Source organism: Shewanella chilikensis (assembly GCF_002836945.1).
In the GTDB taxonomy this organism is placed as follows: Bacteria; Pseudomonadota; Gammaproteobacteria; order Enterobacterales; family Shewanellaceae; genus Shewanella; species Shewanella chilikensis.
In genome coordinates, this window is record NZ_NIJM01000010.1 from 16,257 (window position 1) to 29,630 (window position 13,374).

Sequence of the window (13,374 nt, forward strand, 5' to 3'; positions counted from 1 at the left end):
AATTGAATGAAAGTCACCCTGTTGATCCCTGCACGCTATGGTTCCAGCCGCTTTCCCGGCAAACCTCTGGCACCGATTAACGGTAAACCTATGATCCAGCACGTTTATGAGCGCGCCGGACTGGCCAAAGGGTTGGATAATATCTATGTGGCAACCGATGATGTACGCATCAAGGACGCTGTAGAGGCCTTTGGCGGCAATGTTGTGATGACCGGCGCCGAAGCGGCCTCCGGCACCGACAGGATTAACGATGCCATCACCCAATTGGGGTTGGCGGATGACGATCTGGTAGTCAACCTGCAAGGGGATCAACCCCTGATCGATCCCATCTCCATAGAGCAGATCATCAGTCTGTTCCAGCGTCATCCCGGTGAGTTTGAAATGGCCACCCTCGGCTACCAAATCACCGAAGAGGATGAATTGGACGATCCCAAGCATGTGAAGATGGTCTTTGACAACGAATTCTATGCGCTTTATTTCTCCCGCGCCCGGATCCCATTTGGGCGTGATATCAACGACTACCCCGTCTATAAGCATCTTGGGGTGTATGCCTACACCCGCCGTTTTGTCGAAACCTTTGCCAAGCTGCCTTTGGGCAGACTGGAAGATCTGGAAAAACTGGAGCAACTGCGGGCCCTGGAATATGGTCACAAGATCAAGGTCGCCATCAGCGCATTTGACTCGCCTGAGGTAGATACACCTGAAGATATCCGCCGCTGTGAACAGCGTCTGGCCGTAGACTGAAGCAGGTAGCGGGAGATGGAAATGTCATCTTTGGAAGTCTGGTTGATCATCATTTTAGTGATAGGCGTTATTGCCAGTAACCTGGCGGTGCTCAAGTACAGTGCCAAGTTTAAAATGCCGCAATTTGGCCAGCACAGTAAAGACAAGCAAATAAAGCGTAAGGGTGAAGCCGCTGGCAACACGGATAAAACCCTGAGCTCCCAGACTGATGGAAAACATCAGGATAAAAACAAAGACTGACACAAAAAAGGCGCCATTGGCGCCTTTTCCATATCCATCTCTACTTAAACCTAAGCTTGAGCAAGACTTAGGTTCAATAAAACTGTACATCGGAAACCCGGGTCAACCGGACACCATCAACCACCATCTGCCAGTCGCTTCCGACCCTGTGTGGCGGCTCTGATACTTCAAAACGACTGGAGAGAAAACCTATCCCCACTTCAAAGTCGTTACCGTCAAACTTTTGGATACCACCACTTATCGAGGTGCTGCTGTTGCCATCATAGCGCTGATACTCTACAGAGCCGTCGTGCTGAATAAGCAGATACATGTCAGCACTCTGCCACTCACCGGCATATTCTGCCTTGTCCAGTGGCAAGGGCTGACCGCAGCCGCCAAGGAGCCAAGCAAAAGCCAACACCAGCAAATATCTGAGCCTGGAAGATAACTCTCTTAAATTACTGACTTTTGACAGGCTAACAGAGTACGGAATTACCGCTGAGCCATACATGACAAGACTCCTTTTATCAGATCCGGAATAGATTAGTGACGAAAACCGCTGGCGAAAAAGGTATTTCCACAGACAGGGCAAGACATTCTAATAGGCAGGGGCTGTAATCCAAGCAAAATCATGGTGCCAAACCCGAGCGGCACTGTTAGCCAGTTGGCAATAAAACCGAAATCGATGCAGGCCTCAGCGATACGACCATTTGCGCTCTGATATGAACATGTCGGACATTGACAGGCATTGTAATGCTTAATGATGCGCTCGAATCTCATAAAAGGCTCCTCCCTGAATCATACAGCTTATTCATCGACAACTATTACAGCAGCAATAGAACAGCCCAATAAAAACCAATAACTTACTCTTTTCAAACCAAGCTACCCTAAAGCCAATAACAGTGCAAGCCAGCCTAAAGGACTAAAATTGTTGATTTTGTTGCCAATAAAAACACCGGAGCAAAGAAAAGGCTACCTCGGGTAGCCTTATTCATTCTGGTTAAATGCTCACAGCGCCGCGATGGCTTCCTGGCATAGTCTGGTGATCCTGGCCCAGTCGCCCTGCTCCATCGCTTCTACCGGAGCTATCCAACTGCCACCGATACAATCGACATTCCCCAGCGCCAGGTAGTCTTTATAGCTGCTCGGAGTGATCCCGCCAGTTGGGCAGAAACGGACATCGGCCAGCGGGCCGCTGAAGGCTTTGAGCGCATTGACCCCGCCAGAAGCCTCGGCCGGGAAGAACTTGAAGTGGGTATAGCCCAGACCCAGCCCCACCATGACTTCGGAGATACTGGCCACCCCCGGAATAAGTGGGATCTTACCGGCTTTACCCGCCTTGAGCAGTTCCACTGTCGCCCCTGGGGTGATGGCAAACTGAGCGCCGGCCTCTGCAGCCTGCGCCAATTGCGCTTCATTCAGTATGGTGCCGGCGCCGACCAAGGCGTCCGGCACCTCGGTTGCAATCCGTGCTATGGCCTCAAGGGCACAATCGGTGCGCAGGGTCACTTCCAGTACCCGAATGCCACCGGCAACCAGGGCCTTGGCCAGGGGCACCGCATGTTCAATCTTGTTGATAACCATTACCGGAATGATCGGGCTCAGTTTAAATATGTCCTGAGGTTGCAAGGACCAGTTATTCTCAAGCATGTACTTTATTCCTTAATGATTAGTAATAGTCATCTATGGCACTGGTACTGCGAGCACCGGTTTCAGGACTGCTGAGATTGGCCCGCAGCGCACTGAACAGCTCACGACCCATGCCGTAACGCACACTTCTCAATTCCACTTTATCGGCACTTCTTGCGACCAGTTGCTGCTCATCGACCAGCAGCCTGAGTTCGCCCTTTTCGGCATCGACCCGCACCAAATCACCGCTGTGCACCTTGGCTATCATACCGCCATCGAGCGCTTCCGGCGTCAGATGGATGGCCGCAGGCACCTTGCCTGAGGCTCCTGACATACGGCCATCGGTCACCAGGGCAACTTTAAAGCCCCTGTCCTGCAAGGTCCCGAGAATAGGCGTCAGCTTATGCAGCTCAGGCATACCGTTGGCCTTGGGACCTTGCCCCTTGACCACCACCACGCAGTCCTTATCCAGTTGACCACTGGTAAAAAGCTCATTGAGCTGGTTCTGATCGTCGATAACCACAGCCGGAGCTTCCACCACTCTATGTTGCTCCTGAACCGCAGAAACCTTAATAACCGCCCGGCCCAGATTGCCCTTTAGCAGTTTAAGACCGCCGTTGCTCTGAAACGGCTTGGCCACTGAGGTCAGCACTTCGCTGTCCAGACTCTCGGTCGGGCCATCCACCCAACTGAGCTCGCCATTAAGTAACTTGGGCTCCTTGGTGTAACGCTCAAGACCAAAGCCAGCCACTGTGTTGACGTCTTGATGTAGTAAACCAGCATCCAGCAACTGCCGCACCAGATAAGCCATCCCCCCGGCAGCATGAAAATGGTTGATGTCGGCATGACCGTTGGGATATACCCTGGCCAGCAGCGGCACCACATCCGACAGTTCAGAGAAATCGTCCCAGTTGACTATGATGCCTGCCGCCCGGGCCGCCGCCACTATGTGCATGGTGAGATTGGTCGAGCCACCGGTGGCGAGCAGAGCCACTATGCCGTTGACTATCGACTTTTCACAAACCAGTTCACCTATCGGGCTGTATTGGTTGCCAAGTTCAGTCAGACGGCACACCTGTTTGGCGGCCGCCTTATTGAGCGCCTCACGCAAAGGGTCGTCCGGATTGACAAATGAGGAGCCGGGTAACTGCAGCCCCATGACTTCCAGCATCAACTGGTTGCTGTTGGCCGTACCGTAGAAGGTACAGGTACCCGCGCTGTGATAGGACTTAGATTCGGCTTCGAGCAAGGCGGTTCTATCGACCTTTCCTTCAGCAAACTGCTGGCGAATACGGGCTTTTTCCTTATTGGGGATCCCGGATTTCATCGGTCCCGCCGGCACAAACAACATGGGCAGATGACCAAAGCTCAGGGCGCCAATCAGTAGCCCAGGGACTATCTTGTCACAAATACCCAGCAGCAGGGCACCATCAAACATATTGTGGGACAGACCAACAGCGGTAGCCATGGCAATCACTTCACGGCTCAGCAAGCTGAGCTCCATCCCAGGTTGGCCTTGGGTGACACCGTCACACATGGCCGGTACACCGCCTGCCACCTGGGCAACGCTGCCCACTTCATTGCAGGCCTGTTTCAATAATTCAGGATAGTGTTCGTAAGGTTGGTGCGCCGAAAGCATGTCATTGAATGCTGTCACTATGCCTATATTAGCCTTGGTCAGCTGGCGCAGGCTGTCTTTATCGGCCGGCTGACATGCAGCAAACCCATGGGCCAGATTGCCGCAGCTCAAGCTGCTGCGGTGCACGCCCTTGGCTCTGGCTTCGGCCAATGCCGCCAGGTACTTACCCCTGTGATCTTGGCTGCGGGCAATAATCCTGTCTGTTACGGCTTGAACTCTTGGGTGCATCTTGCCTCCTTAAGCGCTCCAGAACACATCGACCGGGGTCTTATGCTGCGCCAACACGGCGCGGATCGGCATTTCCCTGGGATCGTCACTCTCGAGAGCTTGGTGATATACGGAAAGTTTGGTTTCGCCGACCAGATGCAGATAAATCTGGCGGCTGCCGAGCACGGCTTTACGGCTCAGGCTGATCCTGGCGTGAGGCGCATTGCCCGGATGCACAGCGCACAGCAGTGCATCGGTTTCCAGCGCCTCGGTCAGTTGTTCTTCAGGGGCGCAGGGAAACCAAGAGCAGGTATGGCCATCATTACCCATTCCCAACACCACCACATCGAAAGGCCTCGGGAAGTTGGCCAACTGCTCTGTGGCCATACTCAAGCCCGCTTCAGGAGTGGCAAACATATTCTTCAGGCCGCGGAACTTGGCGCTGGCGGCGCGATTTTGCAGTAGATGCTCGCGCACCAGGCGCTCGTTGGAGTCCTTGTCTTCGGCATCCACCCAGCGCTCGTCGGCGAGCGTTATGTAAACATCGCTCCAGTCGATCATTTTATGGCTGAGCTCAGCAAACAGTTTCAGCGGCGTCGAGCCACCGGAAACCACCAGACTGGCCTTGCCGCGGTTATCTATCGCGTTTTGCAACGCGCCGGCAATACGTTCGGCCAACTGGGCCTCCAGCGCAGTGGGGTTGTCGAAAGACTTGAATACAGTTTCTTTAATCATGCTGTCTCCTTATTCATCCCAGGAGCGACCGTCTTTGGTGATCAAGGCCACTGAGGCCACAGGCCCCCAGGTACCGGCAGGATAAGGCTTGGGTTTTTCGTTGCTCATCTCCCAGGACTGAATAATGCCATCGACCCAAGTCCAAGCCTGCTCCACTTCGTCGCGGCGTACAAACAATGCCTGATTACCCAGCATAGCTTCAAGCAACAAACGTTCATAAGCATCGGCGATACGTTCGTTCTTGAAGGTGTCGGAGAAGCTCAAATCCAGCTTGGTGGTTTGCAGTCGCTGTTTCTGCTCAAGCCCGGGCACCTTATTCATCATCTGGATCTCCACCCCTTCATGCGGTTGCAAACGTATGGTCAACTTATTGGGCGGCAGATTGCGATGGCTTGAACGATACAGGTTATGGGGTGGATTCTTGAAATAGATGACAATTTCAGAACTCTTGAACGGCATACGTTTACCGCTGCGCAGATAGAAAGGCACCCCGGCCCAGCGCCAATTGTCGATATCGACACGCAAGGCGACAAAGGTTTCTGTGTTGGAATCCACGTTGGCGCCCTCTTCCTCCAGATAACCGGGAACCGGCGATCCTTTGAGGAACCCGGCCGAATACTGGCCGCGCACAGTGTTTTCAAATACATTGTCCTGATTGATGGGACGCAGCGACTTGAGCACCTTCACCTTCTCATCACGAATGCTATCGGCATCCAGATTCACCGGAGGATCCATGGCAATCAAGGTCAGCACCTGCAATAAGTGGTTCTGGATCATGTCGCGCATCTGGCCGGCTTTGTCGAAATAACCCCAGCGTCCTTCAATACCCACCTCTTCGGCCACAGTGATCTGTACATGATCTATGGTGCGGTTATCCCACTTGGAGGCAAACAGTGAGTTGGCAAAACGCAAAGCAATCAAGTTCTGTACTGTTTCTTTACCCAGATAGTGGTCGATACGATAGACCTGACTCTCACTGAAGTAGGCAGAAACCTGGTCATTGATCACTCTGGATGACTGCAGATCTGAGCCTATGGGCTTTTCCAGCACCACCCGGGTATCGGGATGGATCAGTTGTTGTTCATGCAGGCAACGGCAGATATCACCGAAAATAGCCGGAGGCGTAGCAAAATAGTTGACCATCACCCGCTTGGCAGGTTCGAGCAGTTGGTGGAAGGCTTTGTATCCTTCAGATTCGGTAAAGTTGGTACCGACATAATGACAACGTTCGAGGAAGCGGGAAAGCGTGGTGTCGCACAGGGGTTCTTTAACAAAGGTGCTCAGAGCCGTTTTAACCAGTTCGCGAAAATCTTCGGCAGAGAATTCATCTTTGGCAACACCTATGACCTTGGTGTCCCGATTGAGCAGACCGGCCTTATCCAGCTGGTAGAGCGAAGGCAACAATTTGCGCCTTGCCAAGTCGCCCTTGGTACCAAAGAGTACAAAATCACAAGCTTTGGCCTCTGATGTTGTTTTGCCCATTGCTTAATGCTCTCCTTTTGTCGGTGGTGGTTCCACTATGCGATGAAGAATTCCACACTTTTGTTGTAATATAACAACAGTATTTATTAAATGCATCTATAATTTGCAAATAAAGCCTTGAGGCCAGTCTAGGCAGGTTTGGCAATAATCTGGTATGCTTTTCCTGCTTAAAACCTTCTTATCTCGGAAGTTAGCCTGTTTTCATTCCGGTATATACAGGACTTACGTCAAGATTGGTTTGCACCCTACTTTGTAGTGCTCAGGCCTCAAAGAAATAATAAAATTACATAATTTCAACCCAGCGGACGTACGCGTATGAATACCCTAGAAAAGGTTCAAAAAAACCTCCCCCATTTCAGCAAGTCAGAACGCAAAGTAGCCGAAGTTATCCTGGCATCACCCCAGACAGCTATTCATTCAAGCATAGCAACTCTGGCCAAGATGGCGGATGTCAGCGAGCCTACAGTCAACCGCTTCTGTCGTCGTTTGGATACCAAAGGTTTCCCGGATTTTAAATTACATCTGGCCCAAAGTCTCGCAAATGGTACCCCTTACGTCAGTCGTCACGTTGAGGAAGATGATACACCCGAGTCTTACACCACCAAGATCTTCGAATCTTCCATGGCTTCTCTGGATACTGCACGCCAGAGCATAGATACCACGGCCATCAACAAGGCGGTAGACATACTGACTCAAGCGAAAAAGATCTCTTTCTTCGGTCTTGGCGCCTCTGCCTCAGTGGCACACGATGCCCAGAACAAGTTCTTCCGCTTTAATGTACCGGTTTTATGTTTCGATGATGTGTTGATGCAACGCATGAGCTGTATCAATAGTGATGAAGGCGATGTAGTGGTGCTGATTTCCCACACAGGCCGCACCAAGTCTTTGATCGATATAGCAAGATTGGCCAGAGAAAACGGCGCTGCCGTGATAGGTATTACCGCGCGTCACTCGCCGCTGTCGCAGGAATGTACCCTGCCGGTTACCATGGAAGTGCCGGAGGACACAGATATGTACCTGCCTATGGCCTCTCGTTTGGCTCAGTTGGTGATTATTGATGTGCTGGCGACCGGGTTTACCCTGCGCCGGGGCCCACGCTTCAGGGAAAGTCTCAAGCGGGTCAAGGAAGTTTTGAAGGAATCCCGCATAGATAAGAGCGAACCACTGTAATCCCCTTTCCCGTAAGCACCTGGGCAGTTACCAAAATTGGCAACTGCCCAAGCCACGCCTAAAATTAGCCGTAACTCACAAAAATAAAACTTTGAGTTAGATCATTTTGTCTGTAAGTTTCCTACATATTGAGCCGATGTCTGTTAATATAGCGTAAGATTTTTTAAAACTTAAACGGAGTATATTATGTTCCGCAGAACCAAGATCGTTACCACGCTGGGCCCAGCCACAGATCGTGATGATAACCTGCGTCGTATCATAGCAGCAGGTGCCAACGTTGTTCGCCTCAACTTCTCCCACGGTTCCCCAGAAGATCACCTAAAACGCGCCAGCCAAGCCCGCAGCATTGCGAAAGAGCTTGGTGTACACGTTGCCATCCTCGGCGATCTCCAGGGTCCGAAAATCCGTGTTTCCACCTTCAAGGACAATAAGAAAGTCCAACTCAAGCTTGGCCAGCCATTCATTCTGGATGCCGAGCTGGGTAAAGGCGAAGGCGACGAAACCCAGGTGGGTATCGATTACAAGGAACTGCCGGACGATGTGGTTGTCGGTGATATCCTGATGCTGGACGATGGCCGGGTACAACTGAAAGTCGAAAAGGTAGAAGGCCGTAAGGTACATACCAGCGTGACTGTTGCCGGTCCCCTGTCCAACAACAAGGGGATCAACAAGAAAGGCGGTGGTCTGTCTGCTGCTGCACTGACAGATAAAGACAAGCAGGACATCATCACTGCGGCACAAATTCAGGTGGACTACCTGGCCGTTTCCTTCCCCCGCAGCGGTGCCGATCTTAACTATGCCCGCGAACTGGCGCAAAAGGCCGGCAGCAACGCCCTGATAGTATCCAAGGTAGAGCGCGCCGAAGCCGTAGCTTCCGATGAAGCGATGGACGATGTAATCCTCGCCTCCGATGCCGTCATGGTTGCCCGCGGCGACCTGGGGGTAGAAATCGGCGATCCGGCTCTGGTGGCCGTGCAGAAAAAACTGATCAGCCGCTCGCGTCAGCTCAATAAGGTGGTGATCACCGCAACCCAGATGATGGAGTCTATGATCAGCAGCCCTATGCCGACCCGCGCCGAAGTCATGGACGTGGCCAACGCCGTACTCGACGGTACAGACGCCGTAATGCTTTCGGCCGAGACCGCCGCCGGGGATTATCCTGAAGAAACGGTTCAGGCCATGGCCAGGGTTTGTCTTGGCGCCGAAGCACATCCCAGTGTGCGGGTATCCAAGCACCGTCTGGATGAAAGCTTCAGCTCCATAGAAGAAACCATAGCGCTGTCTACCATGTATGCTGCCAACCATTTGCAGGGTGTCAAGGCGATTATCGCCCTGACAGAATCCGGGGCGACGCCCAAGTTGATGTCACGGATAAGCTCGGCGCTGCCTATCTTCGCCCTTGCCCGTCATCAACCCACTTTGGCCAAGATGGCACTGTATCGAGGTGTCTATCCGGTTGAGTTTGACTCCACCGTTTATGCCGCCGATGAACTGGCGAAAAAAGCCCTTGAAAGCCTCAAGGCCAAGGGATACCTGGAGAGTGGTGACATGGTGCTCATGACCAAGGGTGATGCCATGGAAACCGTAGGTGGCACCAATACCTGCAAGGTGTTGATCGTCGCCTAATGGCTTGCCAATAGCGCTAAGCTGATAACAAAACAGAAAAGGTACGCCGAGGCGTACCTTTTTTATTTCTGCTGCTTTGGTTCTGTTTCAGGCTTGGTGATTTTGTTTACATCAGAGCTAAGCCCACCTGGGACAGGCTTACCAAACTGAAATTCAGATACCAATCAATCTCAATTACAGCGTTTCAAAATCATCGACATTGATTGCCGCCAACCGCAGTTTATCGGCCTCAAGCAACTGCTCATACTCGGCTTTACTGATAACCTCAGCGTCCAATGCCGCCTGATACAGAGATAGCGGTGCCAGCTTGGCAGACAAACGACCATCCTTTTGCGCCTTTCTCAGTTTGCCGTGCAGTTCACGGCACTGATATTGAGCCTTGAATGCCGCTTCCACCTCGGCAATACCACTGGTGTCGCCGTCAAACTCAGGACAGAGGAAGGTCAGCCTGTCACGGGCCGGACCCGGTTTAAGCATGCTCTTGACCAGCTCAATGGACTGACTGTCTTTCGGGCCGTTGAAGTGGTTCCCCAGTGGGAATACCAGCACACGCATGACCCAGGCAACCGGACGGTTGGGGAAGTTGGCTATCGCCTGCTCAAGCGCCTTGGCAGCCAGTTGCAATCGGGTATCCATCACATGTTTGACTATCGGCAGGTCGTCAAACTGGCGGCCATTGTCTTCAAACAGTTTCAATGTGGCCGAGCCCAGATACAGCTGACTGAGAACGTCACCGAGTCTGGCTGAAATCATCTCCTTGCGCTTGAGATCGCCGCCCAAGATAAGCATCGATAAGTCGGTCACCAGCGCCAGCGCCTTGGACAGACGGGCCATCTGCTTGTAATAGTCGCGGGTATCGCCACTCACGGGTGAGCGCTCAAAATAGCTACGGCTGAGGGCGTTACCCAAAGAGCCGAAGGCGTTACGCAGCGCATAACCAATGTGGCCCATCAGCAAGGAGTCGAAACGCTCCAGCGCTTCACTGTTGTCTTCCATGCCGGCAGCTTCCATCTCGGCCAGTACATAAGGATGACAGCGGGTCGCGCCCTGACCGAAGATCATCAAACTACGGGTCAGGATGTTGGCCCCTTCCACTGTGATGGAGATTGGGTTGGCCATATAGCCATGAGCCAGATAATTTTTTGGCCCCATCTGAATCCCCTTGCCGGACTGAATATCCATGGCATCGTTCATCACCTGACGGCCAAGCTCTGTCATGTGATATTTGGCAATCGCGGTCACCACAGATGGCTTAACCTTGAGATCTATGCCTGTGGTTGTCAGACGACGAGCCGCTTCCAGCTGATAGGTGTTGGCAATGATCCTTGCCAGCGCTTCCTGAACCCCTTCAAACTGACCTATGGCCATGCCGAACTGCTTACGCACATAGCTGTAAGCGGTTGTAGTCTTGGTCGCCATATGCCCTGATGCCGTCGCCAGCGCAGGCAGTGAAATACCACGCCCGGCAGAGAGGCACTCCACCAGCATACGCCAGCCGCGGCCGGCGTATTGTGGGCCACCTATGATCCAATCCAGCGGAATAAACACCTCTTCCCCTTGAGTGGTACCATTCATAAAGGCCATATTGAGCGGGTTGTGACGACGACCAATTTTCACGCCGGGATGATCGGTTGGGATCAGGGCGCAGGTGATCCCCAAGTTAACCTTGTCACCCAACAGCCCGTCTGGGTCACGCATCTGAAATGCCAGCCCCAGCACAGTGGCCACTGGAGCCAGAGTGATGTAACGCTTGTTCCAGCTCAGCTTCAGCCCCAGAGTTTCCTCGCCTTCGAACTCACCGCGGCAGACTATCCCTTCATCGGGAATGGCACCGGCATCCGAGCCGGCTTCGGGGCCGGTCAGGGCAAAACAAGGGATCTCTTCACCTTTGGCCAAGGCCGGCAACCAATGCTCTTTCTGCTCCTTGGTACCATAATGAGTCAGCAGCTCACCCGGACCGAGTGAGTTGGGTACCATCACAGTCACAGCGGCGCTGACACTGCGGCTCGCCAACTTACTGACTATGGTGGAGTTGGCATAGGCAGAAAACTCACGGCCACCGTATTTTTTCGGGATGATCAGCGCGAAGAAGCCTTCTTTCTTGAAGTACTCCCACAGCTCGGGCGGTAAGTCCTTGCGGTTGTTGACTATGTCATAGTCATCAATCATTTTTAGCGCCGTCATCACCTGATGGTCGATAAAATCTTTCTCATCGGCACTCAGCGCCGGTTTACCATAGGCATGCAGGCTTTCCCAGTTGGGTTTCCCACGAAACAGCTCGGCTTCCCACCACACATCACCGGCCTCCATCGCTTCGCGCTCTGTATCCGAAAGCGGTGGTAGCACCTTGCGAAAGAAGGCCAATACCGGCCGGGTCACAAACTGCAGGCGTATATTGCGCACAAAGAACAGCGCTATCAGGGCAACTATTATTAAGAGGATAATGCTCATAACCAGACCTTTATTCTGCTTGAGAAACCAACGGCACAGCCACACCGGCAGCCATGTAAGGGATCACCTTGCGGATCACTGCCTCTATATCATTATGTTCACCAAAGTCGGCTTCGGCTATCTCGTTGAGCGCATCGGCCGAGGCCATGGTGAAAACTATGGTTCCCAGGGTAAAGTGCAAGCGCCAGAACATTTCTGCCGGTGGAATGTGAGGTGCACTGCCAGACACAGCCTGAACAAACTGATCCAGATGCTTGCCATAATGAGTGGTAATAAACCAGCGCAAGTGCCCCTGACTTTCGATATAGCCACGACCAAGCAGTTGCAGAAAAATACTGGTTCCTTCGTTGCGAACTTTGTTAAGTTCCAGCAACGGCCCCACCAAAGAGGAGAAAATAGCATCCAAAGAGGCCTGTTTATCCCGGCCGATAAGCTCATTAATGGCGTTTGACGCCGACGGCATAAAAACATCCAGGTAACGTGCCAAAACCGCCCGGATGAGCTCTTTTTTTGAACCAAAATGGTAGTTTACAGATGCAAGATTCACTTCTGCTTTGCTGGTAATAAGCCTGAGGGAGGTTTCTGAAAACCCCCGCTCGGCAAACAGCTTCTCCGCGGCATCGAGAATTCTTGTCTTGGTATCAGATCGACTTGCCATTCCGTGACCTTAGTTAATTTAAAACACTCGTTTAAATTAAACATTGGTTACACTTATGTCAAACGAAATCTCGGCTACGGTCAAGGCAGATAATCTGCCGCCACAGACAGCTCAGCGAAAGCCCGCTCCTTTGTGGTTGGTCTCGCGGGATTCAAGCCGTTTCGCTGCTGATTTAGGCAACATCACATAGAGGGCGCCATAGCCGCCATGTTCGCGCTGAGCGCTGTGAAACGCTTGCACTTCATCTATCTGCGACAACCAGAAGTTGACACAGGACTTGATAAGCCCAGGAAACGGCTTACGATTCTGCCCTTTGCCATGTATCACCAGCACGCAGCGGTGGCCCAAAGCCACTTGAGCCTGAATGAAACCGAGCAGATAATCTCTGGCCTGTCGCACCGACATGGCATGAATATCCAGCTCGGCGGCTATCTTGTATTTGCCGAGACGTAAATTCTTGAATACCGCCTCCTGGATCCCCTGCTGCTTGTAACTGAGCATATCATCGGGTTTCACTCTGGGGATCAGCGCTAAATCCAAGGTCAGACGCTGCAGATACTCATGGGCTTCGGCGGCGGCTTTGCGTGCCTGTTTTGACTCACTGGAAAGAGGTTTCGCTCTGGTCACTGCCTGAGGTTGCTGTTTGAGCGGCACCACATCGGCCATTTCTTGCATAAAAAGTGTCAGATCATCTGCTTTCATGATGCGACTCCTCCAACTTATGACGTGGTTTACACACTTTGTAAAGAAATCAATCTTCTGTTACCAAAGGGCTTCTATTATAGTGAGGTCAGATGAGCCTGCTTAGATGATT

General features: G+C 52.4%; 12 protein-coding genes. 4 read left to right on the forward strand and 8 right to left on the reverse strand.

Annotated features, from left to right (window positions below; genetic code table 11):
- The first annotated feature begins 6 nt into the window (after window positions 1-6).
- Together kdsB and CX651_RS05325 are read left to right on the forward strand one after the other, a co-directional pair.
- Window positions 7-744, forward strand: a complete 738-nt coding sequence (kdsB, locus tag CX651_RS05320) for an 8-amino-3,8-dideoxy-manno-octulosonate cytidylyltransferase KdsB (protein WP_039035453.1) — start codon at window positions 7-9, stop codon at window positions 742-744.
- A 21-nt stretch (window positions 745-765) separates the two neighbouring features.
- Window positions 766-984, forward strand: coding sequence for a DUF2897 family protein (locus tag CX651_RS05325; RefSeq protein ID WP_101054568.1), 219 nt, complete (start codon window positions 766-768; stop codon window positions 982-984).
- A 73-nt stretch (window positions 985-1,057) separates the two neighbouring features.
- On the opposite strand, the gene CX651_RS05330 is transcribed toward CX651_RS05325, so the two are convergent.
- From CX651_RS05330 to zwf, 5 genes are all read right to left on the reverse strand, one after another.
- Complete coding sequence (locus CX651_RS05330) at window positions 1,058-1,474, reverse strand: hypothetical protein (protein ID WP_224866330.1); 417 nt, start codon at window positions 1,472-1,474, stop codon at window positions 1,058-1,060.
- A gap of 497 nt (window positions 1,475-1,971) precedes the next feature.
- Complete coding sequence (locus tag CX651_RS05335) at window positions 1,972-2,613, reverse strand: bifunctional 4-hydroxy-2-oxoglutarate aldolase/2-dehydro-3-deoxy-phosphogluconate aldolase (protein WP_101054341.1); 642 nt, start codon at window positions 2,611-2,613, stop codon at window positions 1,972-1,974.
- Between the two features lie 19 nt (window positions 2,614-2,632).
- Window positions 2,633-4,459, reverse strand: coding sequence for a phosphogluconate dehydratase (edd, locus tag CX651_RS05340; RefSeq protein ID WP_101054344.1), 1,827 nt, complete (start codon window positions 4,457-4,459; stop codon window positions 2,633-2,635).
- Between the two features lie 9 nt (window positions 4,460-4,468).
- Window positions 4,469-5,173: a 6-phosphogluconolactonase gene (gene pgl, locus CX651_RS05345; protein WP_101054347.1), complete on the reverse strand. Its 705-nt coding sequence runs from the start codon at window positions 5,171-5,173 to the stop codon at window positions 4,469-4,471.
- Between the two features lie 9 nt (window positions 5,174-5,182).
- Window positions 5,183-6,655 carry a glucose-6-phosphate dehydrogenase gene (gene zwf, locus CX651_RS05350; protein WP_025010246.1) on the reverse strand — a complete coding sequence of 491 codons (1,473 nt, stop codon included), beginning with the start codon at window positions 6,653-6,655 and terminating at the stop codon, window positions 5,183-5,185.
- A 315-nt stretch (window positions 6,656-6,970) separates the two neighbouring features.
- On the opposite strand from zwf, the gene CX651_RS05355 reads away from it, so the two are divergent.
- Window positions 6,971-7,825, forward strand: a complete 855-nt coding sequence (locus tag CX651_RS05355) for a MurR/RpiR family transcriptional regulator (RefSeq protein WP_028781506.1) — start codon at window positions 6,971-6,973, stop codon at window positions 7,823-7,825.
- Between the two features lie 186 nt (window positions 7,826-8,011).
- Window positions 8,012-9,451, forward strand: a complete 1,440-nt coding sequence (gene pyk, locus CX651_RS05360; protein WP_101054350.1) for a pyruvate kinase — start codon at window positions 8,012-8,014, stop codon at window positions 9,449-9,451.
- A 174-nt stretch (window positions 9,452-9,625) separates the two neighbouring features.
- Here pyk and CX651_RS05365 read toward each other — a convergent pair whose 3' ends face one another.
- The 3 genes from CX651_RS05365 to smrA form a co-directional block, all read right to left on the reverse strand.
- Window positions 9,626-11,902, reverse strand: coding sequence for an acyl-CoA dehydrogenase (locus tag CX651_RS05365; RefSeq protein ID WP_101054352.1), 2,277 nt, complete (start codon window positions 11,900-11,902; stop codon window positions 9,626-9,628).
- Between the two features lie 10 nt (window positions 11,903-11,912).
- Window positions 11,913-12,560 (reverse strand): TetR/AcrR family transcriptional regulator, encoded by a 648-nt coding sequence (locus CX651_RS05370; RefSeq protein ID WP_101054355.1) that lies wholly within the window; start codon window positions 12,558-12,560, stop codon window positions 11,913-11,915.
- 111 nt (window positions 12,561-12,671) lie between these two features.
- Window positions 12,672-13,262 carry a DNA endonuclease SmrA gene (gene smrA / locus CX651_RS05375; RefSeq protein WP_101054358.1) on the reverse strand — a complete coding sequence of 197 codons (591 nt, stop codon included), beginning with the start codon at window positions 13,260-13,262 and terminating at the stop codon, window positions 12,672-12,674.
- Window positions 13,263-13,374: the final 112 nt, after the last annotated feature.